The organism is Bacteroidales bacterium (assembly GCA_017521245.1).
Lineage (GTDB): Bacteria > Bacteroidota > Bacteroidia > Bacteroidales > G3-4614 > Caccoplasma_A.
The window spans coordinates 84,121-109,233 of the sequence record JAFXDI010000048.1 but is presented as its reverse complement, the minus strand read 5'-3'; the positions used below and the strand labels follow the sequence as shown (position 1 = coordinate 109,233).

Below are 25,113 nucleotides of genomic sequence, written 5' to 3'. Positions count from 1 at the left end.
GTGGGTAGCACCGTACAACCAAAAACTAATAACTGCGGAGAGAGCATTTTTTTGACGGACACAGCATGCTGTGTCCCTACTTGTCTGGTTGCAGAGTTTTGCACATCAGCTTATCTGATTATAAACGTCTTAATGTAGGGACGTACCATGGTACGTCCGAAAAATAATGAATGATAAATAGATGTTAGAGTCTTTCTTGCTAACAACTAAGGTGCGTGGGTAGCACCGTACAACTAAAAACTACCCGTAGGGTGGCGTTAGCCAACAACTAACAACCGGTAATAAGATAAACCGTGTAGGCAATATAACCGAGAGTAAGAACAGCACCTTCCCAGCGGTTAATTATATTTTTTCCACCAAATCGGCTTACAATATAAACCATTAACGAGGTTGCAATAAGTACGTAATAATCAATAAAACTGAAGCCGTTTAATGATATTGGAGTAATAGTAGCACTGCAACCCAATATAAAGAATATATTCAGAATGTTACTTCCTAAAACATTACCCAAAGCTATGCTTGCATTTCCTTTGCGGGCAGCATTTACCGAAACTGCCAACTCAGGCAACGAACTTCCTGCCGATACAATTGTAATACCAATTACTGCCTCCGAAAGCCCAAGCATACGGGCAACATCTGTTGCTCCGCTAACAAATAGTTTGCCTCCAAATATAAGAGAGGCCAAACCAACAATAATATAAAAAACTATTTTCCAATTTGACACACTCTTTATATCCTCGTTACTCTCTTCGCTATCATTTGAAATACTAAAAGTATATCTGATAAATACGGCAAGAAAGCATAAAAGAATTAAACCGCTGTAACGAGAAATCTCTTCATTTTCGCCACCTCCAATAAGCATTGAGCCTGATACCAAAATCAGAACAATAGAAGCCAATAGATTAAAAGGTAACTCACGCGACAACATCTTTGCACTAAACTTAATTGGAGTTATCATTGCTGTAACTCCCAATATAAGCATGGAGTTAAAAATATTGCTGCCAATTACATTACCCAAAGCAATACCCGAACTCCCTTTTATAGCAGAACTAACACTAATAACCAATTCGGGCAACGATGTACCCAAAGCCACAATGGTTAAACCAATAACGAGTTCGCTGATATTAAATTTTCTTGCAAGTGCAGCAGCACCCTTTACAAGAGCATCAGCACCATACAAAACAAGAGTAATTCCTGCTATAAATCCAATAATTGAAAGAATCATTTTTTATTGTAAATTAGTATTAATAAAAATTTTTTTTGCGGTAGTTTTCTACTGCAAAGATAGTGCAAATCGGATAAAAATATTACCTTCGTAAGGCAAAAGGTAAAACAAAATGGCAAAAAGGATAGGGTTATTATCAGATACACACGGATATTGGGACACTCGCTACGAAAAACATTTTGCCGAGTGTGATGAGATATGGCATTGTGGCGATATAGGAGCGGTTGAAGTGCTTGATAAATTAGAGGCACTAAAACCTGTTCGTGCTGTATATGGCAATATTGATGGACAAGATATTCGATTACGAACAGCCAAACATCAAAAATTTGAAATAGAGAATACATCAGTATGGATAACCCATATTGGCGGTTATCCGGGACGCTATGCAAAGGATGTTCTGCCCGATATATTTCGACATCCACCCAAACTCTTTATATCAGGACATTCTCATATTCTAAAAGTAATGTTTGATAAAACTCTTAATCTATTGCATATCAATCCTGGAGCGGCAGGAGTATATGGATTTCATAAAGTAAGAACATTAGTAAGGTTTACAATAGACAACGGAGAGTTTAAAGATTTGGAGGTAATAGAACTCGAAGAGAAATAAAAACTTCTAAAAATAGTAACGATGATAAAGATAAAATACTAATCTTCATTATCGTTATTTTTTCTCTCTCTCCGTTTAATAGTATATCTTAATGCAAAAATAAAAGCCAGACTAATACCAATAAGCGAAAAGTATTCAAAATAGTTACCATAAACTATTATTAAATCTCTTGCCCAATATGCCATTAGAGCGATATATATAACAAGAATAAGAGTAATTATATCGTATAATTTAATCATAAATAATCTCTTATATGCTTTAACAAAACAAAAAAGAGAGTCGAAATGTTTTTCAACTCTCTTTCCTCTATATATAGTATTCTCGTTTACATATTTTGAAGTTTTTCATAAATCCTTAGGGTAGCCCATGCATCTGTTGCAGCATAACGTTTTTGAGCATCTGTTAAAACATCAGCCTCCCAATTTGAAAGACGTTGAGTCTTGGAAATCTTCTTACCAAACAATATTGCATATATCTTTTGTAAACTCTTCTCTCCAATTCCATAATTGCATATAATAGTTTGTATATCAATAAATCCTTTTGGAGTAAAGTTTGCTATATTCTTAAGCATCATAAAATCATCTTTGAGCGACAACCCCACTTTAGTGATATTTTCATTCTCAAAGAAAGCAACAATCTCAGGCGTAAAGCCAATGTTTTTTAGTCTGAATAAAAAGCATGTATCGTTTGTAGATACCTGAAGTAAAGATATTTTATTTCTTTTCCCTTTCTTAAAAGAGGGTTTGCTTTCAGTATCAATACCAACAACATTGAAATCCGAAAGATATGCGATAGCCTTTTTTGCCTCTTCGTTTGATTGAATAACAATTATTCTCCCCTCAAAAAACTCTTTATCAAAGAGAGCAACATCCTCTTTTGAAATGAAAATAAGATTCTCTTCCTCTTCGGTGGTTGACGCTTTAATATTGTTGCTATCAATACTCATTATCGTACTCATCGTTATTGTAGTCCATACCAAACTCTTCACTATCCATATCCTCATTAGAGTTATATAGTAGTAAGTGTAAAGGGCGTAGTACATTAACCAATTTTTGCCCCCAGTACTCTCTAAAAGCCTCTAAACAATCGCTTAGTGCAACCCTTGAGTTATCCTCATTACCCAAACGATATATCTCTAGGAAGTCTCTGATAGGTTGCCAAATGTCAGCTAAATCTTCCGAGATAAATGCGGTAATAGGGGTATCACTATATTGCATACCCTCCATAAATACCTCTAAGTATGTATCGTTATGCCCGAGTAACTGTTCAATACCACCTCTGACACCATTATACATATCTTCGCTGACAAAGCGTTCGGGGTAATCAACAAAACACTCTTCGGGAGTAATAAGAGAAGCTTTAATATATAGTAAAGGTAAAATCTTTGAAGCCTTATTAATAAAATCAACTCTCTCATTTTGGTTTGCACCCTCAACTAAGGCACAATATTCAACGCAAACAGTAACAAATTCTACACTGTTTTTGCCATAAACATATTCATCCATATTGCTACAATATCAAATAAATAAATTCTTCTCAACAATATAATCACTAACCTCCTTAGTTGTGTACGATAACATAGGCTTCCCGCACTTAAAACTATCTCTTATCATTGTTGAAGAGATACCTATCTCAGGAGTATTACATAGAGTAACCCCATTTGGCAGACTATCTTTGTCAATATCATATCCCGGTCGCGGATAAATTATAATTTTAAAATTTTCGAGAATAAAGTCATACTCTCTCCATTTATTAAAAATAACCCAATTATCTGCCCCAATAATCAACGAAAAGTTATGTTCCGGATAACACTTGCATAACTCTCTTAAAGTATTGGCGGTGTAAGAGGGGATAGGTAATGACAATTCAATGTCGCAATATTTAATCTTGTCAAAATGCTCTATTGCGCGCTCCACCATCTCAATACGGTGTTTTTCATCCAATAGGTCGGAGTCTGCTTTCAAAGGATTTTTAGGCGTAACACTAATCCACAATTCGTCAATGTTTGTGTTATTACAAATATATTCAGCAATAACCAAATGGCCTATATGGATAGGATTAAACGAGCCACCAAAGAAACCAATCTCCATTTCTGTTACTTTTCAATAAACTCTTTAATTATACTTAGTGCTTCGCTTTTAGCGCTCTCCAAATCATCGTTGATGACAATCTTGTCAAACTTCTCTGCAAAACTCATCTCATACTCAGCCTTGTCCAAACGCTTCTCAATTGTCTCTATTGAGTCAGTGTTTCTGCCAATAAGTCTTTTTCTAAGTTCCTCAACACTTGGAGGCATTATAAACATTGAAAGGGCTTCATCCCCAAAAATGGATTTAATATTAACTCCTCCAACAACATCAACATCAAAAACAACATTTTTGCCCTCCTCTCTAATTCGTTCAACTTCGCTTTTAAGAGTACCATAAAAGTTATCTTTGTATACCTCTTCGTACTCAATAAAGTCTCCGTTTGCAATTTTTGTTCTAAACTCATCGGGAGTCAAAAAATAGTATTCAACACCATTCTTTTCACTACCACGAGGTAGGCGAGAAGTAGCAGAAATTGAGAATGCCAAGTCTAAATTGCATTCCAATAAATAGTTTATTATAGTAGATTTTCCTGAGCCTGAAGGAGCAGAAAATATAATTAGTTTACCTCTTTTCATAAAAATAAAATCAATCTGTTATAGCACATTAAGAACTTGCTCTTTAATTTGCTCTAATTCATCTTTCATTTGAACAACAATGCGTTGAAGTTCTGCGTTGTTGGCTTTTGAACCCATAGTGTTAATTTCGCGTCCAAGTTCTTGAGCAATAAAGCCAAGTTTTTTACCTTGACCTTGACGAGCGTCCATAGTCTCCTTAAAGTATTTCAAATGGTTGTCAAGGCGAGTCTTCTCTTCGTTAATGTCAAGTTTCTCAATGTAGAATATAAGTTCTTGCTCAAAGCGGTTTTTATCATAATCAACCTCTTTGATTTTCTCTAAGTTTTCAATAAGTCTTGCCTTAATCTTTTCAATACGCTCTTTCTCGTAAGGCTCAACGCTGTTGAGTAATTCTCTTATGTTATTTAATTTGCTTTCAAAGATTGATTGTAACATAACACCCTCTTGTTCTCTGAACTTGCAAAGAGCATCAATTGCCTCAAGCACCCCGCTCATAATAGCCTTTTCCTCTTCTTCGTTAACCTCTTTAACTTCAGTGGTTATAGCCTCAGGCATACGCAAAAGAATTTCAAACCAATTTTCAGGGATAGTAGCCCCAATCTCATTGGCGGCATCAACAATCTGTTCTTTATATTTTTTTATAACAGGAATATTAACGCAAGCACCATTTGCAGATGAGATATTTTCAACTCTCATTGTAAGTTCAACTTTACCGCGTTCAATATGTTGAGCAATTTCACTTCTAATACGGCTATCAATAGAGAAGTAAACAGAAGGGATTCTTACTGATAAATCCAACTGTTTGCTATTTAGCGATTTAATCTCTATGGTAATATCGCGAGAGGGAAGTTTAACAACACTCTTCCCATATCCTGTCATTGAATATAACATAATATTATTTTAAAGTTTAAAAAATTATCTTGCGAAGATACAAATATATCTCGTAAAAATAGTGCTAAATTAACAATAAACTGTTATTAGAAGGTCCATTTTAGAGCAATCTTGAAAAAATTCTATTAAAATCCACACTTTTTTATTATCTTCGCAAAATAATCAGAAACAAGTTAGTTGCTTCGCAACAATTAGAAATTAATAATTAGGAAACTATTTAATTCTTTATTACCAACAACTCAATATGCCTTGTATAATAAATATTGAAACATCAACAAAGGTCTGCTCTGTTGCAGTAACTTGCGACGGAATGGTTGCATTTAATCAAGAACATCACGAAGGTCCATCACATGCATCACTTTTAGGAGGCTATGTTAATGAGGCATTAGAGTTTATAAAGAGTAACAATCTAAAATTAGATGCGGTTGCGGTGAGCGGAGGACCGGGTTCATATACAGGACTGCGTATAGGAGTGTCAATGGCAAAGGGTTTGTGTTTTGGTTATGATGTTCCGTTAATAGCTCTTGATACAACCGAGATAATGGCGTGTTCGGTACTCTTTAATCCTAAAATTGATGAAGAGGCACTCCTTTGTCCAATGATTGATGCTCGCCGAATGGAGGTATATTCTGCCATATACGATAGAGCATTACAACCAGTATTGCCAATAGCCGCCAATATAATTGATGAAAATAGTTTTTCAGAAATATTAAAAGAACGCAAGGTTGTTTTCTTTGGCGACGGAGCAGATAAATGCAAAGAGATAATAAAAAATGAGAATGCGATATTCCTGTCAGGGGTAGTACCATTAGCAAAATCAATGTTGGCACTATCAGAGAGAGCATTGCGAAATCAAGATTTTAAAGATACAGCCTATTATCAACCCTTCTATTTAAAAGAGTTTCAGGCAACAACGCCCAAAAATAAAGTATTAAATAATATATCAAACAAATAATGTTGGAGTATAATACACAGTTAAAAAAATTACTACTGCCAGAGTATGGTAGAAATATACAGAAAATGGTAGAGTATTGCATCACTATTGAGGATCGCGAGGAGCGAACACGTTGTGCAGATTCAATCATAGCAACAATGGGAAATCTTTTTCCGCATCTGCGTGATGTAGAAGACTTTAAACATAAATTGTGGGATCATATAGCAATTATGTCAGACTTTAAACTCGATATTGATTATCCCTATGAAGTATTACGTCCCGATAACTTATATACTCGTCCCAAGCAATTAGAGTATGGTCAATCGGAAATAAAGTATCGCCATTATGGTAAGATAATAGAGATGATGTTGGAGAAATGCAAAGAGTATCCCAAAGGAAGCGAAGAGCAAAAGCAGATGCTCTCTGTAATGGCAAACGTAATGAAAAAGACTCTCTACAATACATCAAAAGAGGCTATAGAGGATGATAAAATATTAAAAGATATAAAGGAGTATATCCCAGAAGTAGCAGAAGAACTTACTCTTGAAGATTTAAATCTAAGATCAATCAAAGAGTTGCAAACTCGAAAAACAACTACAAACAATACCGCTCGCAATACACGTTTTAATAAAAAATAGATAATATGTCATCTTTCATTATAGAAGGCGGATGCCGTTTAAATGGAACTATAACGCCCAAGGGAGCAAAAAACGAAGCCTTACAAGTAATATGTGCAACACTTCTTACCGATGAGGAGGTAACAATAACAAACATTCCAAACATACGAGATGTAAATAACCTTATAGACCTTTTGGCAGATATGGGTGTAAAGGTTACTCGAATGGGAGAGGGGGCATATACATTCAAGGCTGATAATATCAATCTGGCATATCTTGACAGCGAAGCATTTATAAAAAAATGTTCATCATTACGAGGATCAGTAATGATAGTAGGACCATTGGTGGCACGTTTCGGGAAGGCAATAGTTGCCAAACCTGGAGGAGATAAGATAGGTCGTCGTAGATTAGATACTCACTTCTTAGGCATACAAAGACTTGGAGCAAACTTCTCATATAACGATGAGAAACACATATATGAGATAACATCCAAAGGGTTAAAAGGGTGTTATATGCTTTTAGATGAAGCATCGGTAACAGGAACTGCCAATATACTTATGGCAGCAGTTTTGGCAAAAGGAGTAACAACTATCTATAATGCAGCATGTGAACCCTATTTACAACAACTCTCAAAGATGCTGAATCGAATGGGAGCAAAAATCGAAGGAGTAGGCTCAAACCTATTAACCATAACAGGAGTAGAAAAGTTAGGAGGTTGCACTCATAAACTACTCCCTGATATGATTGAGATAGGAAGTTTCATAGGAATGGCGGCGATGACAGGCTCTGAAATACGCATAAAAGATGTCTCAATTAATGATTTGGGAATAATCCCAGATGCCTTCCGCCGATTAGGAATAACCATAAAAGAGGAGGGTGATGATTTATATATCCCTCAACACGACCACTACGAAATAGAGACATTTATGGATGGCTCAATAATGACCTTTGCTGATGCTCCATGGCCGGGATTAACACCAGACCTTATGAGTGTTATATTGGTAGTAGCCACACAGGCAAAAGGCAGTGTGCTTATACATCAGAAAATGTTTGAGAGCCGATTGTTCTTTGTTGATAAACTAATAGATATGGGTGCTCAAATAATCCTCTGTGATCCACACCGAGCAGTAGTAATAGGTCAAGACAAACAACACCCTTTAAGAGCAACCTCAATGGTATCGCCCGATATCAGAGCAGGAATAGCATTGTTGATAGCAGCAATGTCGGCACAAGGAACAAGTAAAATAGACAACATAGATCAAATAGATAGAGGTTACGAATCTATTGATGAGAGATTAAACGCATTAGGAGCATCTATACAACGCATAAGCAATGATTAAACCGCAAGAGGTAATTAAAATAGGAAAGGTAACCAAAACTCATGGCGTTTCGGGAGAGTTATCGTGTACCTTTATAAACGATATATTCGGTGAAGATGATGCCCCTTATTTAGTAGCAGATATTGATGGCATATTTGTCCCTTTCTTTATTGAAGAGTATCGCTTTAAGAGTGATGTAACAGCCCTAATAAAGTTTGAAGATATAGATGATACCGACTCTGCAAGACTTCTATTAGGGAGGGAGCTCTTCTTTCCTGTGAAATATATTACTGAGTCTGAGCCCCTAAATTACGGAGAAGGTATCTTGGGATATAAAATATACTCTACGGGTAAACTTGTAGGAATAATAGAGGGAGTTGATGACTCTACCCAAAATATTCTTTTTTCTGTAAAAACAGAGAGCGGGGAAGAGTTGTTAATTCCTGCGGTAGATGATTTTGTTGAGAACATTGATGATGAAAAAAAGGAAATTCAAATGAACCTTCCCGAAGGTCTTTTGGATATCTAAAAAAATAAATGTTTTTCTCGTAAAAAAACCATAATGTTGATCTTATATAAATCTCCTTTTGATCAGCATTAAGAGCGAATTGTCTCTAAACCACTTCATGTAAAAATTAACCTTTACAAAGATGCAAGAAGATATAAAAATAGAGATATCATCAGTTGATACAGATAATGAATTGATGTTACCATTTGAGGATGCCGGGATAAAAGCCGGATTCCCCTCTCCTGCACAAGACTATATGAATGCAAGTATCGATTTAAATCGTGAGTTGATACGCCATAAGGAGACAACCTTTTATGCACGAGTATCGGGTAATTCATTAATTGATGCAGGAATAGGAGATGGCGATATAATAGTAATAGACAAATCGTTAGAGGCAACAACAGGAGACTATGTAGTAGCCTTTATTGATGGAGAGTTTACTCTCAAAGAGTTCCGCCTCGATGAAGAAAACAAATGTGCGTGGTTAATACCATACAATAAAGACTTTTCACCCATAAAGGTAACACAAGAGAATGATTTTATGATATGGGGAATAGTAACCTATGTCATAAAAAAGATGACCAAGCACTTTTAACTAAAACTATTATGTAGGTGTGACGTTAGCCGATAACTAACAACTAAAAACAAACAACTCTAAATGATAGCTTTAGCCGATTGCAATAACTTTTTTTGTTCGTGTGAGAGGGTGTTTCAACCGCAACTTCGCACCACGCCTGTTGTAGTATTGTCAAACAACGATGGATGTGTAATAGCACGAAGCAATGAGAGTAAAGCATTAGGAATAAAAATGGGACAGCCATTCTATCAAGTAAAAGAGTTGATAGAGAAAAACGGAGTAGCAGTATTCAGTAGTAACTATACCCTGTATAGCGATATGAGTAGCAGAGTAATGTCGCTACTTTCAACCTACTCTCCTAAAATAGATATATACTCTATTGATGAAGCGTTTCTTGATTTTTCGGGAATGATGCAAGGGGATGAGTTAAAACACTATGCAGAGAATATGGTAAGTCAAATAACCAGAGGAACGGGTATACCTATATCATTAGGAATAGCATCAACAAAAACACTCGCAAAGGTAGCCTCAAAATTTGCTAAAAAATATAAGGCATATAATGGGGTGTGTATGATTGATACTGATGAAAAACGACAGAAAGCACTGAAATTAATTGATGTTTCAGATGTATGGGGAATAGGACGTAAAGCATCAAAAAAATTAGAGTATTACGGAGTAAAAACAGCATGGGATCTTGTTTCAAAATCACAAAGTTGGGTGCGTAACATATTAACCATAACAGGCGAAAGAGTTTGGAGAGAGTTGCAAGGCGAAAGTTGTATTGAGGTTGAAGAGTTGCCACATAAAAAGTCGATATGTACCAGTAGAAGTTTTCCTGATAGCGGACTAAAGGAGCTGGCCGATGTAGAGGAGGCAGTTGCAAACTTTGCAGCACAATGTTCTCGCAAATTGCGTGAGCAACATACAGTATGTAGCTCAGTTACAATATTTGCTTATACAAGTCGATTTAGAACAGATGTATTGCAAAATACCATTCATAAAACAATAACACTTCAAGTTCCAACAAATAATCTGCAAGAGTTGGTGTCACTATCAGTCGGGGCAATTCGTAGTGAGTGGCAAAAAGGGGAGTACCTATATAAAAAAGCAGGAGTAATAGTATGGAACATTACTCCCGATAGTGCAATACAAGGTGCATTGTTTGATGAAATTGATCGTACCAAACAAAAAACACTATCAAAAGCCATAGATGAGATTAATAAAAAGAATGGCTACAATACCATTCGTGTAGCTGTACAGGGATATAACAAAAATTGGCATATAAAAAGTGAGCATATATCAAAACAATATACAACAAATATAAATGATATAATTGAAGTAAAGATATAATAATTATATTGTTACAATAAAAAAAAGAGAAGATAAATTGCTTTATCTTCTCTTCTGAAACTTTTGAGCCTCTTGTCGGATTCGAACCAACGACCCCGAGATTACAAATCACGTGCTCTGGCCAACTGAGCTAAAGAGGCAAAAATATTTCAAATTAAAAAACTCTTGTAGAGTTTGTTGTTTATTGGGGCAATCGTTATTGCGCCTTTTTTGAGCCTCTTGTCGGATTCGAACCAACGACCCCGAGATTACAAATCACGTGCTCTGGCCAACTGAGCTAAAGAGGCAAATGGGTAAGCAAACTTCATCGCGTCGCTACAACCGGCTACCCTTGCTGCGGTCAAGCCCTGGGGGGGTTCGCAAGGAGCTGACCGTGGAGGACTTACCCGACTGCAAAAGTAGAACAATTTCTTAAATCTCGCAACATTTTAATCAATTTTTATTTAATAAATTTATATCTATCTCATTTATAGGGTAATAAATTTTGAATATTTTATCTCTAATATTTTTTGTTTGCTATTTAACTGGTAAATATCTCTCCTTTTTTGCTCTTTATGATAATAATATAGTAATATTTTAAACTAAAAATAGTAACTTTGCAAGATATGTAATATGGTTAAATATTAGAACTATTATTAAAAAATGGAACAAAACCAAACAAAAGGATTAAATCAATATGCAATGGAGTATGGTTTATACTTCGGACTTATTTTAATAATTAAATTTGTATTAACCTCATTCTCTCAAACATCTTCAATATTAAATATGTTATCTATGGCATTAGTGGTTGCTGTGCCAATAGTAGTATATTTTTTAGTTAAATCATATAGAGATAAAACTGGTACTGTAATTTTTGGTAAGTTGTGGTTCTTTGGTATTGCACTATATTTTTATTCAGCACTTATAAGCGGTATATTTGAATATGTATATTATCAATATATAAATCCCGAATATCTTTATACAATGCAAGAGTCTATATCAACCCTTGCAAAAGAGTTACTAAGTGCTAACAATGCTCAATCTATTGACGATTTAGATGCACTTATTGGAGAAAATGGGATAATGTCGTCAATACAAATAGTCTATAATGGTATATTAGGAATGTTGATGTTAGGATCAATATATTCGTTGATACTTGCACTTTTATTACGTCGTTCACAAGCAGTAAAATAAATTTAATAAATAAATATAATTATGGATATTTCGGTAGTAGTACCCTTATATAACGAAGCAGAGTCGCTTCCCGAATTACACTCTTGGATAAAGAGAGTAATGGCAGAAAATAATTTTACATACGAAATTATATTTGTAAGTGATGGTAGTACAGACAACTCTTGGGATGTTATAGAAAAGTTGTCGCAAGAAGATAATGCAGTTAAGGGAATAAAATTCCGCAGAAATTACGGAAAGTCTCCAGCACTTCATATGGGATTTGAGAAAGTTCAAGGCAATGTGGTAATCACAATGGATGCCGATTTACAAGACTCTCCCGATGAAATACCTGAGTTGTATAGAATGATAACAGAAGAAGGGTACGATTTGGTGTCAGGATGGAAACAAAAACGCTATGATCCCAAATCGAAAACAATTCCAACAAAACTATTTAATGCAACAGCACGAAAAGTCACAGGAATTAAGTTACATGATTTTAATTGTGGACTGAAAGCATACCGAAAAGAGGTTGTTAAGTCGATTGAGGTTTATGGTGATATGCACCGCTATATGCCATATTTGGCAAAGAATGCAGGTTTTACTAAAATAGGAGAGAAGGTTGTAAAACATCAAGCACGAAAATATGGAGTAACAAAGTTTGGTTTAGATCGCTTTGTTAATGGCTACTTGGATCTTCTAACACTATGGTTCTTTAATAAATTTGCAGTAAAACCAATGCACTTTTTTGGCTTGTTGGGAAGTTTAATGTTTATATTAGGATTTCTATCTGTAATTGTAGTAGGAGCAAATAAACTTATATCAATGTGGATAGGTTCTTCGTACAGATTGGTAACCGAGTCGCCATACTTCTATTTGGCATTAACAGCAATGATTATAGGAACTCTGCTTTTCTTGGCAGGATTTATAGGAGAGTTAATAGCCCGAAATTCACAAGAACGCAACAGATATAATATTGAAAAAGAGATTTAATATGAATATTCAAGAGTTTATAAAATTAGCCCAAGAACGTTCTTCAATCCGAAAATATACAAATAAAGAGGTCTCTTGTGAGGTTATAAATCAAATAATAGAGTCTGCTCGAATAGCTCCATCGGCTGTAAATTTCCAGCCTTGGAAATTTATAATAGTAAAAGGAGAGAAGTCAAAACAAATAGTAAGAGAGTCATACAATAGAGAGTGGTTTGCAACAGCTCCTTTATATATAATAGCTTGTGGAAACCATGAAGAGGCGTGGCATCGTTCATTTGATGGAAAAGATCATACCGATATTGATATAGCCATAGCGGTAGAACATATATGTTTAGGTGCAACATCAGCAGGTCTTGGGACGTGTTGGGTATGTAATTTTGATGCATCAAAACTAAAAACAGATTTGTCATTACCCGAGAACTTGGAGCCAATAGCTATAATCCCTCTGGGATATCCTGAGGGAGATGGCGATGTTCGTCCAAAAAAACGTAAAACAACAGAGGAGATTGTTCAATGGTTAGAGGATTAACATACCTGCCAAAGATATTAATTGTACTCATTATATCACTTATCTTTTTCTCATGTGGCGATAAGTATTGTAATGAGAGCGGTATAGGTATGCCATTGGTTGGAGTATATGCTTTAGGAACACCCCCTATTGAAGCAGAGATAAACTCTGTAACCATTTATGGCGTAGATCAAGTAAAAGACTCTATATTATATAATAATGTATCAGGGTTAAGTTCATTCTATACACCATTAAGTATAACCCACGATATGGTAAAGTATGTTATTCGTTACGATGATCCAAACGTAGGATTACAATTTAAATACGATACATTAACATATACATATAGCAAAAAACTCGAATTTGAGACACCCGAGTGTGGGGCAATGTATATGTTTAAAATAGAAGAGTTTAAATACACAACCCACTCGATAGCGTATGCCGAACTTGTAACTCCGGAGGTGAATAATTTAGAATCACAAACAGTAAAAATATATTATGTTGCAGAAGATTAAAATAATATTGTTTTTGCTTGTGATAATACCATTCGGCGTTCAAGCAAAGAAAAATGTAATAGTTAATGAGCAGGGAGATACAATAAAGTATCTCCATCCTAAGTTTAACGGAATAACTTTAGGCGTTGACATTTTTTCTCCTGTTGCCAATCTGATAGGTCAGAAATATGGAAACTATGAAATGAGTATTGATGCAGGTTTCTATAATAGATTTTATCCCATATATGAATTTGGATTATCGTATGCTAATGAAACCCCTGATGGTGCAAACTATACATACAAAGTCTCGCCATCATTTTATAATAGAGTAGGACTAAACTATAATATACTATATAATAAAGATATACCGGGACTATTATTTGTAGGATTAAGATATGGATTCTCATTTGCAAATTACGAGGTTACAAATATAAAAGTCTCGGCACCCTATTGGGAGGAGACTCTAACAGGTCTTTCAATACCTAAAACAACATCAATAGCGCACTGGGGTGAGTTATTGTTGGGATTGCAAGTGAAGCTGTATAAAGGGTTGATGATGGGGTGGTCTGTTAGATATAAACTACTATTTGCAGCATCACAAAAAGGTGACGCACGTCAGTGGATGATACCGGGATTTGGTAAGAGTAATAGTCCACTTGGTTTTAATTTTACAATAAACTACCGATTCTCGCCTAAAGAGAAAAATAAAATAAAAGAATGAAGGCATCTCTAATAGTATATATAAAAAACAATGCTAAAACATTACCGCTACTTGTTGAGGCATTAAAACAGCAAACAGAAAAAGATTTTGAGGTAATATTTGCTCAAGATGGATGCAATGAGCAAGTCATTAAAATTTTGAGAGAAATTGAAGAGGAACAAACTCTTTCAATAACTCATCTTTTTCATGAAGAAGAGAGCTATAAAAGGGAAGCAATGCTCAATAGAGCAATAGTAGAGGCAAAATCAGACTACCTTATATTTATAGAGGAGGGGGCAATCCCTCATCATAAATTTATAGAAGAGCATATTCGTTTGTCAAGATACGGGAAGGTGGTTGCAGCAAAAACAGTAGAACTCTCCAATGAATTATCCTCAGATGTGACACTTCAAATGGTGTCATCAAAGAGAGTGCATACTTATATGCTTGGTAAAGCAATAAGAGGGAAAGTAAAAAATAGTACTGAATTATTTCGTATAACCAATGGCTTTATGCGTCACTTTATGCTTAGTGATGTTTGGCAGGGACTCTCATCTGCGAATTTTTCACTCTATAAAGAAGATATATTATCAGTAAATGGATTTGACGAAAGATTTGACGCAAAGACAGAGGAATCAGATTTTGATTTAGAGTTACGTTTAATGCGGCAAGGTATATTTACAAAAGAGGAACGACAAATTGCAACATTGTATAAAATATCTTCAGTTGAACCATTAAAAACAACACTTGTTGCAGCATCAATATTAGAAGAGTCAAATACAAAAAATCACTCATGGACCCCCTATGGAATAGAAAAGCGAGAAATATTAAGCAGTGAAGAAGATTAAATATATGTGTGAATAAAATATAAAATGAGGTATGTTGATGAAAATCAGATATCTCATTTTTTTTGTATTAAAAAATCTTTATTGGTGAGAAAAAATAAGTTCAAAAAATAAAGAGTTTATTCCAAAAGAATAGTCTAAAAATTTGTAATTAAAATTAGATTGTATTACTTTTGCAAAGTATATATGGCAAAAACTATGCTTTTTTCATAAGTTAAAAGTGCCAAAAAGTCAAATAATTGCATTAAAGTGTAGCAAATTGTAATTAAAAGATAAAAATATAAAGTAAAAATACATATATATGAGTAATCTATCATTATTAGTTGTAGTATTCCTAACAGGAGTTTCGTTGGTTGCGGCAGCATTAGCGATAGCAAAACTTTTGGCTCCTCGCACATTTAATCCTCAAAAAGGAGAACCCTATGAGTGTGGAATTCCAACACGAGGAGGTTCGTGGATGCAGTTTAGAGTAGGATACTATTTGTTTGCAATTCTGTTTTTAATGTTTGATGTTGAGACTGTCTTCTTGTTCCCATGGGCAATAAAAGTAAGAGATATGGGACCTGAGGCATTAATAAGTGTTTCGTTCTTTTTCGGAGTACTTATTTTAGGATTGGCATACGCTTGGAAGAAAGGAGCTTTAGAATGGAAGTAAAAGTAGATTTGAAGTCGATGAAGCATGAGAACTTCAAAGACAATGAATATATCGAGCAATTAGTAAAAGAGTTGCGCGAAGGAGGAACAAACGTAATAGTTGGAGTTCTTGATGATGTAATCAATTGGGGACGTTCTAACTCACTATGGCCGCTAACATTTGCCACCAGTTGTTGCGGAATAGAATTTATGTCAGTAGGTGCCGCGTCCAATGATATGGCACGATTTGGGTTCGAAGTAACCCGTGCCAGTCCCCGTCAAGCAGACTTCATTATGGTGGCAGGAACAATAGTTCACAAAATGGCTCCGGTTTTAAAACGTCTATATGATCAAATGGCTTCACCCAAATATGTAATTGCGGTAGGAGGATGTGCAATATCAGGCGGACCTTTTAAAAATTCATACCATGTAGTAAAAGGAGTAAATGAGGTAATTCCGGTAGATGTATATGTTCCAGGATGTCCTCCACGTCCTGAGGCAATGTTGTACGGAATGATGCAATTACAAAGAAAAGTAAAAGTAGAACGTTTCTTTGGTGGTGCGAATAAAAAAGAGAAAACCCCTGAAAAAGAAGATAAATAAAACCTATGTCAAGCATATACGAAAAAATAAAAGCAATAGTCCCTGATGTAACAATCGAGGAGAACGGACTTTCGATGATTGTAGTCCCATCGAAAGCAATGCCATTAGTTGCAACTTATTTAAGCGAAAAAGAGTCATTCGACTCGTTAGTGGCTTTAATCGGAAACGATTGGGGCGAGTCTTTAGGAGTAGTCTATATAGTAGATTCAACAAAGACAAACGAGCGAGTAGTCCTAAAAACATCTACAACAGATAAAGAGAATCCAACACTATATAGTGTAGCAAACGTTTGGCAATCTGCAGATTTGAACGAACGCGAGGTTTATGATTTCTTTGGAATACGTTTCATAGGACACCCTGATATGCGTAGAATTTTCTTGCGCGAGGATTGGAAAGGCTATCCATTAAGAAAAGATTATGACGCTTCGCCCGAAGCAAACCCCGTACCCGAAACAAACGAGTATAATGCCGATACAACAATCTCGCTTCAAGAGCAAGAAGATGGTACAATAAAAGAGGAAGAGAGAGTAATATTCTCACCCGAAGATTATGTCGTAAATATAGGTCCTCAACACCCGGCAACACATGGTGTTATGCGTTTTAGAACAGCAATAGAGGGCGAAACTATAAAGAAAATTGATCCCGTATGCGGATATATTCACCGAGGAATAGAAAAATTGGCAGAGGGATTAACCTACCCACAAACACTTCACTTTACCGATCGTTTAGATTATCTGTCGGCACATCAAAATCGTCACGCACTATGTATGTGTATCGAAGAGGCGATGGGTATTGAGGTTCCAGAAAGAGCAAAATATATTCGTACAATAATGGATGAGTTGTCAAGAATTGGTTCACACCTTCTTTTATACTCAACACTATGTATGGACTTAGGATCTATCACAGCTTTCATATATGGATTCCGCGATAGAGATAAAGTGCTTGATATATTTGATGATACGTGTGGTGGACGTTTGATTATGAACTATAACAAAATTGGAGGAGTTATGGCAGACATACATCCCGATTTTGTTACAAAAGTTAAGAACTTCATCAAATATATGCCTAAAGGATTAGAAGAGTATCATGCGCTATTCTCAGGTAATGTAATTGCAAAGAACCGTATGGTTGGAGTAGGAGTATTATCAAAAGAAGACGCAATCAAATACGGAATCTTCGGACCAACAGGAAGGGCATCAGGATGGGCAAATGACGTTCGTAAATTAGAACCCTATGGAGTATATGACAAAGTAGATTTTGAACAAGTAGTCCTTCCCGAAGGAGATACATACGCTCGTTATATGATAAGATTAAAAGAGATAGAGCAATCAATGCACATAATTGAGCAACTAATTGACAACATTCCAGAAGGCGATTACGCAGCAAAAACTAAACCTATCATAAAATTACCCGAAGGAAACTTCTTTAAACGAGTAGAAGGTGCTCGTGGAGCATTTGGTGTATATATCGAAAGTAAAGGCGACAAAACACCATATCGTATGAAGTTTGTTTCACAAGGATTAAACTTAATAGGTGCAGTAGATCACATTACACGAGGCACAAAAATAGCCGATTTGATAGCAATTGGCGGATCGTTAGATTATGTAATTCCAGATATTGACAGATAAAAAAGGATAAATTATGTTTGACTTTTCAACCATAACAAATTGGATAGATGAACTACTGCAAAGTTGTATGGCTCCTTGGGCAGTAGTATTGGTAGAAGGATTAATAATAGGAATATTACTTCTACTCTTATATGCTCTAATAGCATTGGCATTGATATATGCTGAACGTAAAATATGTGCATTCTTTCAATGCCGTTACGGACCAAATCGTGTAGGACCATTAGGTTTAATGCAACCTATTGCCGATATGTTTAAAATGTTGATTAAAGAGATTATATCAATAAAAGATAGTGATAAATTCCTTTACGGATTAGCACCATTCTTAGTAATTTTATCATCAATGTTAACATTTGGTTGTATGCCATTCGGTAAAGGCTTGCTAACACTCGACTTTAATATTGGAGTATTCTTTATTATGGCAGTATCGTCAATAGGAGTTTTAGGAATACTACTTGCTGGATGGTCAAGCAACAACAAATTTACGCTAATTGGAGCAATGCGAAGCGGTGCTCAAATGATAAGTTATGAGTTGTCAATAGGTCTTTCAATACTATCAGTAGTAGTATATGCAGGAACAATGCAAACTTCGCAATTGATTTCAGCACAAGAGAGTGCGTGGTTCTTATTCTCTGGACATATTCCAATGGTAATCGCATTCTTGATATATCTCATTGCGGGAACAGCAGAGACAAATCGTGGACCATTTGACTTGCCAGAGGCAGAATCAGAGTTAACAGCAGGATACCATACTGAGTATTCAGGAATGCACTTTGGATTCTACTATTTAGCAGAATATTTGAATATGTTTATAGTCTCAGGAATAGCATCATTACTATTCTTGGGAGGATGGATGCCTCTACACATATCAGGATGGGAAACATTCAACACAGTAATGGATTATATACCATCTGTAATATGGTTCTTTATGAAGACCGCAGTAATTATGTTTATAATAATGTGGTTTAAGTGGACATTCCCACGATTGAGAATTGACCAACTAATTAAATTTGAGTGGAAATATCTATTACCAATAGGTCTATTCAATCTATTATTAGTAACACTAATGACAGTTTTCGGTTGGCATTTTTAATATAGAAAATAATTAAAAGATATAATATGAAAGACGAATATGGCTATATCTCGCAGGTAATCGGACCGGTAGTCGATGTAACTTTTGATGTAGAAAAGAGTGAATTACCACCTATATACACAGCATTAAAAGTAGAGCGAGCAAATAATACCGATCTATTACTTGAGGTTGAGCAACATATAGGAGAGAACACAGTTCGATGCGTGGCGATGGATACCACAGATGGTTTGGAGAGAGGATTAAAAGTATTAAATATGCGTCGTCCTCTATCAATGCCAATGGGACCACAAGTAAAAGGTCGTCTATTGAATGTGATGGGAGATGCAATTGATCATCTTCCAGAATTATCATACGAAGAGACAGTTCCTATTCACCGCCCAGCACCTAAATTTGAGGATTTATCAATAAGTTCAGAGTTCCTATTTACAGGAATTAAAGTAATTGACTTATTGGAACCATATAGTAAAGGAGGAAAAATCGGATTGTTCGGAGGAGCAGGAGTTGGAAAAACTGTGCTTATCATGGAGATGATTAACAACATCGCCAAAGGACACGATGGATTCTCTGTATTTGCCGGAGTAGGAGAGCGTACTCGTGAAGGAAATGATCTTCTACGTGAGATGCTTGAATCAGGCGTAATCAAATATGGTGATGAGTTCATGAAAGAGATGGAAAAAGGTAACTGGGACGTATCAAAAGTTGATATGAATGAGTTACAAAAATCTCAAGCAACACTTGTGTTCGGACAAATGAACGAGCCTCCAGGAGCACGTCTTCGTGTAGCGCTATCAGGATTGACAGTTGCAGAGCAATTCCGCGATTCAGACGGAGGAGGTAAAGAGGTGTTGCTATTCATTGATAACATATTCCGTTTCACTCAAGCAGGATCAGAGGTATCAGCACTATTAGGACGTATGCCATCAGCAGTAGGATACCAACCCACATTAGCATCAGAGATGGGTATCTTGCAAGAGCGTATTACATCAACAAAATCAGGTTCAATCACATCGGTACAAGCAATCTATGTTCCTGCCGATGACCTTACCGACCCTGCACCAGCAACAACATTTAGTTTCCTTGATGCAACAACAGTATTAAGCCGTAAAATATCAGAGTTAGGAATCTATCCTGCGGTAGATCCATTGGAGTCAACATCACGTATATTGGATCCACTGATAGTAGGAGAAGAGCACTATAATACAGCACAAGCCGTAAAACAACTATTGCAAAAATATAACGACTTACAAGACGTTATAGCAATTATGGGTGTTGAAGAGTTATCAGAGGAGGATAAATTGATAGTTGCACGTGCTCGTAAAGCACAACGTTTCTTATCACAACCATTCCACGTAGCAGAACAATTTACAGGACTCCCCGGAGTAATGGTGCCTCTATCAGAAACAATTCGTGGATTTAAGATGATTTTGTCAGGAGAGGTAGATCAATATCCTGAGCAAGCATTCTTGAATGTAGGAACAATTGATGAAGCAATAGCCAAAGGAGAAAAAATGCTCAAAGAGGCTGCAGAAAAATAGAGATAACAACAATGAAACTCCAAATAATATCGACCGATGGCATAATATTCTCAGGAGAGGTAACAAAAGTAACCCTTCCTGGAACATTAGGTTCTTTCACAATATTAGAAAATCACGCATCGTTGCTATCAACGCTGACACAAGGAGAGTTAGAGTACGAGAGTGATGGAAAATTATCGACCGTAAAAATAAACGGAGGATTTATTGACGTTAACAACAATAATGTATCGGTATGTATAAGTTAACTATTATAAATAAAAGGTTCATAATATTACTTGTAATGTTGTTGGCTTTGCCATTAACAACAATACAAGCATCATCACACGCTGATGATGAGGAAGGCCTCAACGTAAAAGAGTTAATCTTCCACCACCTTTTAGACTCATACGAGTGGGAATTACCATGTACCGATGCAAAATTACCCTTACCCATAATTGTCCGTGACTATCAAGGTGAGTGGCATATCTTCAGTTCTGCAAGATTGGCACATGGAGCAGAATATGAAGGCTTCACAATAACACACGAAGGAGACAATTCAGGCAAAGTAGTTGGAATAGATGCCCAAGGTAAAGAGTATCGTCCGTTAGATTTTTCCATAACTAAGAACGTGTCTGAGATAATGTTGGCAACAGTAATAATACTTACCCTATTACTATCATTAGCACGTTGGTATAAGAAGAATCCAAACAAAGCCCCACGCAAGTTATTTGGGGGTGTAGAGTTATTAATAGAGATGGTATATGTAGAAGTAATAAAACCAATATTAGGTGCAGATGCAAAACGTTTTGCACCCTATCTATTAACAATATTCTTCTTCATATTCACTATTAACCTAATAGGAATGATAACAGTATTCCCGGGAGGCGCAAACCTATCAGGAAATATAGCAGTTACATTAGTATTGGCACTCTTAACATTTTTAGTAGTAAACATCTTTGGAACAAAACACTATTGGAAAGATCTGTTCTGGCCCGAAGTGCCAATGTTTATGAAGTTCCCATTACCCATTATGCCGGTAATTGAGGTATTTGGAGCATTAACAAAACCAGTAGCATTGATGATACGTCTTTTTGCCAATATGATGGGAGGCCACATGATTACCTTAGTATTAATATCTTTGATATTCATATTTGCAGCATTAGGACAAGCCGTACAAACAGGAACAGCAGTATTTTCAATACTATTTGCCCTATTTATGGGAGTGCTTCACCTCTTAATATGTTTAATACAGGCATATGTATTTACAATGCTATCAACCATATTTATAGGATTGGCTCAAATACACGGACATAAAGAAGAACACAAAGAGAAAAAATAATAATATTAATAATCATAAAAAATAAAGAACTATGTTAGAAATGATTTTATTACAAGCTGCAGCAGCAGGTTTAGCAAAAGTAGGTGCATGTATTGGTGCAAGTATAGTAGCAATAGGTGCTGGTTTAGGAATTGGTAAAATTGGTGCTTCAGCAATGGAGTCAATCGCAAGACAACCAGAGTCAGCAAACGACATTCGTGCAAATATGATTGTAATCGCAGCACTAATTGAGGGTGTAGCACTATTCGCAATCATTGTATGTCTATTAACAATATTTATCTAATAATAAAAAATTCAGATGGAACTGTTTAAACCCGAACTCGGACTTTCGTTCTGGCTATTAATCCTGTTCGCACTACTCTTTATAGTTGCGGCCAAATATGTTTGGCCCATAATATTAAAGAGTGTAGATGATCGTGCCGATTTAATAGACAAAGGAGTAGGGTATGCTCAAGAAGCACAAAAACAACTTGAGAGTGCAACAGAAAATGCTCAAAAATTGCTGAATGATGCACATCGTCAACAAGTTGAGATACTTCAAGAGGCCGCTCAGATGAAAACCCGAATAATCGAAGAGGCAAGGAGTGCAGCCAGTGTCGAAGCCAAAAAGGTAATGGACGCGGCAGCTCAATCAATAGAGCAATCACGCCGAGCAGCAGAGGAGCAGTTCCGTGCCGAAGTTAGCGGTTTTGCATTGCAGATAGCCGAGAAACTTGTACGCAAGGAGCTGTCCGATGACAAAAAACAAAAAGAGATAATAGATGAGATGTTGAAACAAATAGAGAAACAAAACTAAAAATAACTATGAGTGAAGGAGTAATACCTGGCAGATACGCAACAGCACTATACAAATATGTGTCGGACAAAGGACTATCTTCAAAGCTATATACAATAGCCAAAGAGGTAGAGAGGGCATATGCATCTACTCCTGAGTTGCGTAAAACACTCATAAATCCTGTTGTCTCAGTCTCAGACAAAATCTCAATAATGAATGCCATTGTTGGTAAAGAAACTGACAAACACTATCAAACCTTTGTAAAATTTGTAATTGAGAGCAAAAGAGAAGAGTATCTAAGGGAGATATTTTTAAAGTATTCACAACTCTATCGCAAGAAAAACAATATCTCATTAGTAGAGGTAACAACAGCAGTAGAGTTGGATGATAAAACCTTAGAGAAAATCACATCTCTAATATCGCAAAAAGTAACAGGCGAGGTAGAGGCAATCTATAAAGTAGATCCCTCTATAATAGGAGGATTTATAATAAAAATCGATTCTCAGCAATTAGATTCATCAATTGACAGAGAATTAAAGAATATGCGTTTAAAATTAGTAAACAGCAGCAAAGTATGATAAAACCAAGTGAAGTATCAGATATCTTGCGACGTCAACTTGAAGAAGTAGATAATCGTGTCAATTTTGAAGAGGTTGGAACAGTCCTCAGTGTGGGAGACGGAGTAGCCCATGTATTTGGATTAGACAACGTACACGCCAGCGAACTAGTAGAGTTTGAAAATGGAGTACGAGGAGTTGCCATGAACCTCGAAGACAGCAATGTCGGAGTAATTTTGATGGGCGAGACTTCAAAAGTTGAAGAGAATATGACCGTTCGTCGTACTGGTTTAATTGCATCAATCCCAGTAGGAGAAGCTCTATTAGGCAGGGTAATAAACACATTAGGTGAGCCAATTGACGGAAAAGGAGCAATAGAAGGAGAGTTAATACCAATGCCACTTGACCGCAAAGCACCCGGAGTAATATACCGTCAACCAGTAAAAGAACCATTGCAAACAGGAATAAAGGCAGTTGATGCAATGATTCCTATCGGACGAGGACAACGCGAGCTTATCATTGGTGACCGCCAAACAGGAAAAACAACCATTGCCGTAGATACAATAATTAACCAACGTAAAAATTACGAGGCAGGAGAGCCTGTATACTGTATATACGTAGCAATCGGACAAAAAGCATCATCAGTTGCGGCATTAGTAAATACACTAAAAGAGCATGGAGCAATGGACTACACAATTGTTTTGGCAGCCAATGCTTCAGATCCCGCATCAATGAGATATTATGCACCCTTTGCAGGAGCCGCAATAGGAGAGTTCTTTAGAGACACAGGTCGCCATGCGTTAGTAGTATATGATGATTTATCAAAACAAGCGGTATCATATCGTGAGATATCATTGATATTACGCCGTCCATCAGGACGAGAGGCATATCCGGGAGACATCTTCTATCTACACTCAAGATTGTTGGAGAGAGCAGCAAAAATCATTGATAATGAGGAGGTAGTAAAAACAATGAACGATGTTCCTGATTCAATGCGTCCAATGTTAAAAGGAGGAGGATCATTAACAGCCCTTCCAGTAATTGAGACACAAGCAGGAGACGTATCAGCATATATTCCAACAAACGTAATTTCAATTACTGACGGACAGATATTCCTTGAGACAAACCTATTCCACCAAGGACAACGTCCTGCAATTAACGTAGGTATATCAGTATCACGTGTAGGAGGAAATGCACAAGTAAAGGCAATGAAAAAAATTGCTGGAACATTAAAAATAGCTCAAGCACAATATCGTGAGTTGGAGGCATTTACAAAGTTCGGAGGAGATGTTGACCCAGTTACAGCAATGGTAATTGACCGAGGACGTAAGAACAGTCAATTGTTGATACAACCTCAATATTCACCAATGCCAGTGGGAGAGGAGATTGCAATAATATATTGTGGAATTAAAGGTCTGTTAAAAGATGTAGCAGTAGAGAATATTAAAGAGTTTGAAAAATCATTCTTAGAACTATTGCGAACTAAACATCAAGCTGATATTTTAGATCAACTTCAAGTAGGAAAACTTGATGAGGAGATCGAAGAGAAATTACGCATAGTAGCAGAAAGCGTAGCAAGCAGATTTTAA

General features: G+C 36.2%; 31 protein-coding genes and 2 tRNA genes. 24 read left to right on the top strand and 9 right to left on the bottom strand.

The genetic code is table 11. The features are described 5' to 3' along the window. Nucleotides 1-268 precede the first annotated feature (268 nt). Nucleotides 269-1,225 (bottom strand): calcium/sodium antiporter, encoded by a 957-nt coding sequence (locus IKK64_07350; protein MBR4119874.1) that lies wholly within the window; start codon nucleotides 1,223-1,225, stop codon nucleotides 269-271. A 112-nt stretch (nucleotides 1,226-1,337) separates the two neighbouring features. Here IKK64_07350 and IKK64_07345 point away from each other — a divergent pair, with 112 nt between their 5' ends. Further along, nucleotides 1,338-1,835, top strand: coding sequence for a metallophosphoesterase family protein (locus tag IKK64_07345; protein MBR4119873.1), 498 nt, complete (start codon nucleotides 1,338-1,340; stop codon nucleotides 1,833-1,835). Between the two features lie 38 nt (nucleotides 1,836-1,873). Here the strand turns inward: IKK64_07345 and IKK64_07340 are convergent, their stop codons facing one another. From IKK64_07340 to IKK64_07315, 6 genes are all read right to left on the bottom strand, one after another. Then, nucleotides 1,874-2,074 (bottom strand): hypothetical protein, encoded by a 201-nt coding sequence (locus tag IKK64_07340; GenBank protein MBR4119872.1) that lies wholly within the window; start codon nucleotides 2,072-2,074, stop codon nucleotides 1,874-1,876. An 86-nt stretch (nucleotides 2,075-2,160) separates the two neighbouring features. After that, nucleotides 2,161-2,781: a 3'-5' exonuclease domain-containing protein 2 gene (locus IKK64_07335; protein ID MBR4119871.1), complete on the bottom strand. Its 621-nt coding sequence runs from the start codon at nucleotides 2,779-2,781 to the stop codon at nucleotides 2,161-2,163. After that, nucleotides 2,771-3,340 carry a DUF5063 domain-containing protein gene (locus tag IKK64_07330; GenBank protein ID MBR4119870.1) on the bottom strand — a complete coding sequence of 190 codons (570 nt, stop codon included), beginning with the start codon at nucleotides 3,338-3,340 and terminating at the stop codon, nucleotides 2,771-2,773. Before IKK64_07330 ends, IKK64_07335 begins: the two co-directional genes overlap by 11 nt. A 12-nt stretch (nucleotides 3,341-3,352) precedes the next feature. Continuing rightward, nucleotides 3,353-3,925, bottom strand: a complete 573-nt coding sequence (locus tag IKK64_07325) for a nicotinate-nucleotide adenylyltransferase (GenBank protein ID MBR4119869.1) — start codon at nucleotides 3,923-3,925, stop codon at nucleotides 3,353-3,355. 5 nt (nucleotides 3,926-3,930) lie between these two features. Beyond that, nucleotides 3,931-4,500: a guanylate kinase gene (gmk, locus tag IKK64_07320; protein MBR4119868.1), complete on the bottom strand. Its 570-nt coding sequence runs from the start codon at nucleotides 4,498-4,500 to the stop codon at nucleotides 3,931-3,933. A gap of 18 nt (nucleotides 4,501-4,518) precedes the next feature. After that, nucleotides 4,519-5,391 carry a YicC family protein gene (locus IKK64_07315; GenBank protein ID MBR4119867.1) on the bottom strand — a complete coding sequence of 291 codons (873 nt, stop codon included), beginning with the start codon at nucleotides 5,389-5,391 and terminating at the stop codon, nucleotides 4,519-4,521. Nucleotides 5,392-5,635: 244 nt separating this feature from the next. On the opposite strand from IKK64_07315, the gene tsaB reads away from it, so the two are divergent. From tsaB to IKK64_07285, 6 genes are all read left to right on the top strand, one after another. Then, nucleotides 5,636-6,346: a tRNA (adenosine(37)-N6)-threonylcarbamoyltransferase complex dimerization subunit type 1 TsaB gene (gene tsaB, locus IKK64_07310; GenBank protein MBR4119866.1), complete on the top strand. Its 711-nt coding sequence runs from the start codon at nucleotides 5,636-5,638 to the stop codon at nucleotides 6,344-6,346. Then, on the top strand, nucleotides 6,346-6,963 hold the full coding sequence (locus tag IKK64_07305; protein ID MBR4119865.1) for a DUF4290 domain-containing protein: 618 nt from the start codon (nucleotides 6,346-6,348) through the stop codon (nucleotides 6,961-6,963). Before tsaB ends, IKK64_07305 begins: the two co-directional genes overlap by 1 nt. A gap of 5 nt (nucleotides 6,964-6,968) precedes the next feature. Continuing rightward, on the top strand, nucleotides 6,969-8,282 hold the full coding sequence (gene murA, locus IKK64_07300) for a UDP-N-acetylglucosamine 1-carboxyvinyltransferase (protein ID MBR4119864.1): 1,314 nt from the start codon (nucleotides 6,969-6,971) through the stop codon (nucleotides 8,280-8,282). Then, complete coding sequence (gene rimM / locus IKK64_07295; protein ID MBR4119863.1) at nucleotides 8,275-8,790, top strand: 16S rRNA processing protein RimM; 516 nt, start codon at nucleotides 8,275-8,277, stop codon at nucleotides 8,788-8,790. Before murA ends, rimM begins: the two co-directional genes overlap by 8 nt. 121 nt (nucleotides 8,791-8,911) lie before the next feature. Beyond that, the gene (gene umuD / locus IKK64_07290; protein MBR4119862.1) at nucleotides 8,912-9,364 is read left to right on the top strand and encodes a translesion error-prone DNA polymerase V autoproteolytic subunit; all 453 of its coding nucleotides are present in this window, start codon (nucleotides 8,912-8,914) and stop codon (nucleotides 9,362-9,364) included. 63 nt (nucleotides 9,365-9,427) lie between these two features. Beyond that, on the top strand, nucleotides 9,428-10,696 hold the full coding sequence (locus tag IKK64_07285; GenBank protein ID MBR4119861.1) for a Y-family DNA polymerase: 1,269 nt from the start codon (nucleotides 9,428-9,430) through the stop codon (nucleotides 10,694-10,696). A gap of 66 nt (nucleotides 10,697-10,762) precedes the next feature. Here the strand turns inward: IKK64_07285 and IKK64_07280 are convergent. Continuing rightward, nucleotides 10,763-10,836, bottom strand: a tRNA-Thr gene (locus IKK64_07280). Between the two features lie 73 nt (nucleotides 10,837-10,909). Beyond that, nucleotides 10,910-10,983 (bottom strand) — tRNA-Thr (locus IKK64_07275). A gap of 355 nt (nucleotides 10,984-11,338) precedes the next feature. Here IKK64_07275 and IKK64_07270 point away from each other — a divergent pair. The 17 genes from IKK64_07270 (at nucleotide 11,339) to atpA (ending at nucleotide 25,113) form a co-directional block, all read left to right on the top strand. Then, nucleotides 11,339-11,869 carry a DUF4199 domain-containing protein gene (locus IKK64_07270; GenBank protein MBR4119860.1) on the top strand — a complete coding sequence of 177 codons (531 nt, stop codon included), beginning with the start codon at nucleotides 11,339-11,341 and terminating at the stop codon, nucleotides 11,867-11,869. A gap of 21 nt (nucleotides 11,870-11,890) precedes the next feature. Next, a complete protein-coding gene (locus tag IKK64_07265; GenBank protein ID MBR4119859.1) occupies nucleotides 11,891-12,838 on the top strand; it encodes a glycosyltransferase in 948 nt (315 codons plus the stop codon). Nucleotide 12,839: 1 nt separating this feature from the next. Then, nucleotides 12,840-13,367 (top strand): nitroreductase family protein, encoded by a 528-nt coding sequence (locus IKK64_07260; GenBank protein MBR4119858.1) that lies wholly within the window; start codon nucleotides 12,840-12,842, stop codon nucleotides 13,365-13,367. Then, nucleotides 13,352-13,861, top strand: coding sequence for a hypothetical protein (locus IKK64_07255; protein MBR4119857.1), 510 nt, complete (start codon nucleotides 13,352-13,354; stop codon nucleotides 13,859-13,861). Before IKK64_07260 ends, IKK64_07255 begins: the two co-directional genes overlap by 16 nt. Beyond that, nucleotides 13,845-14,561: a hypothetical protein gene (locus IKK64_07250; protein ID MBR4119856.1), complete on the top strand. Its 717-nt coding sequence runs from the start codon at nucleotides 13,845-13,847 to the stop codon at nucleotides 14,559-14,561. The genes IKK64_07255 and IKK64_07250 overlap by 17 nt, the downstream gene beginning before the upstream one ends. Beyond that, the gene (locus IKK64_07245; protein ID MBR4119855.1) at nucleotides 14,558-15,388 is read left to right on the top strand and encodes a glycosyltransferase; all 831 of its coding nucleotides are present in this window, start codon (nucleotides 14,558-14,560) and stop codon (nucleotides 15,386-15,388) included. Before IKK64_07250 ends, IKK64_07245 begins: the two co-directional genes overlap by 4 nt. 298 nt (nucleotides 15,389-15,686) lie before the next feature. Then, nucleotides 15,687-16,040: an NADH-quinone oxidoreductase subunit A gene (locus tag IKK64_07240; protein ID MBR4119854.1), complete on the top strand. Its 354-nt coding sequence runs from the start codon at nucleotides 15,687-15,689 to the stop codon at nucleotides 16,038-16,040. Continuing rightward, nucleotides 16,031-16,621, top strand: coding sequence for an NADH-quinone oxidoreductase subunit B (locus tag IKK64_07235; GenBank protein MBR4119853.1), 591 nt, complete (start codon nucleotides 16,031-16,033; stop codon nucleotides 16,619-16,621). Before IKK64_07240 ends, IKK64_07235 begins: the two co-directional genes overlap by 10 nt. Before the next feature lie 5 nt (nucleotides 16,622-16,626). Next, nucleotides 16,627-18,249: an NADH-quinone oxidoreductase subunit D gene (locus IKK64_07230; GenBank protein MBR4119852.1), complete on the top strand. Its 1,623-nt coding sequence runs from the start codon at nucleotides 16,627-16,629 to the stop codon at nucleotides 18,247-18,249. A 13-nt stretch (nucleotides 18,250-18,262) separates the two neighbouring features. Beyond that, nucleotides 18,263-19,339, top strand: coding sequence for an NADH-quinone oxidoreductase subunit NuoH (gene nuoH / locus IKK64_07225; protein ID MBR4119851.1), 1,077 nt, complete (start codon nucleotides 18,263-18,265; stop codon nucleotides 19,337-19,339). A 26-nt stretch (nucleotides 19,340-19,365) separates the two neighbouring features. After that, entirely contained in the window at nucleotides 19,366-20,874 is a 1,509-nt protein-coding gene (locus IKK64_07220) for a F0F1 ATP synthase subunit beta (protein ID MBR4119850.1), read from the top strand. An 11-nt stretch (nucleotides 20,875-20,885) separates the two neighbouring features. Next, nucleotides 20,886-21,119: an ATP synthase F1 subunit epsilon gene (gene atpC, locus IKK64_07215; protein ID MBR4119849.1), complete on the top strand. Its 234-nt coding sequence runs from the start codon at nucleotides 20,886-20,888 to the stop codon at nucleotides 21,117-21,119. Continuing rightward, complete coding sequence (gene atpB / locus IKK64_07210) at nucleotides 21,107-22,192, top strand: F0F1 ATP synthase subunit A (GenBank protein ID MBR4119848.1); 1,086 nt, start codon at nucleotides 21,107-21,109, stop codon at nucleotides 22,190-22,192. Before atpC ends, atpB begins: the two co-directional genes overlap by 13 nt. A 31-nt stretch (nucleotides 22,193-22,223) precedes the next feature. Next, nucleotides 22,224-22,475, top strand: coding sequence for an ATP synthase F0 subunit C (atpE, locus tag IKK64_07205; GenBank protein ID MBR4119847.1), 252 nt, complete (start codon nucleotides 22,224-22,226; stop codon nucleotides 22,473-22,475). Nucleotides 22,476-22,490: 15 nt separating this feature from the next. After that, nucleotides 22,491-22,988 carry a F0F1 ATP synthase subunit B gene (gene atpF / locus IKK64_07200; GenBank protein MBR4119846.1) on the top strand — a complete coding sequence of 166 codons (498 nt, stop codon included), beginning with the start codon at nucleotides 22,491-22,493 and terminating at the stop codon, nucleotides 22,986-22,988. 8 nt (nucleotides 22,989-22,996) lie between these two features. Further along, entirely contained in the window at nucleotides 22,997-23,545 is a 549-nt protein-coding gene (locus IKK64_07195) for a F0F1 ATP synthase subunit delta (protein MBR4119845.1), read from the top strand. Further along, nucleotides 23,542-25,113 carry a F0F1 ATP synthase subunit alpha gene (atpA, locus tag IKK64_07190; GenBank protein MBR4119844.1) on the top strand — a complete coding sequence of 524 codons (1,572 nt, stop codon included), beginning with the start codon at nucleotides 23,542-23,544 and terminating at the stop codon, nucleotides 25,111-25,113. Before IKK64_07195 ends, atpA begins: the two co-directional genes overlap by 4 nt.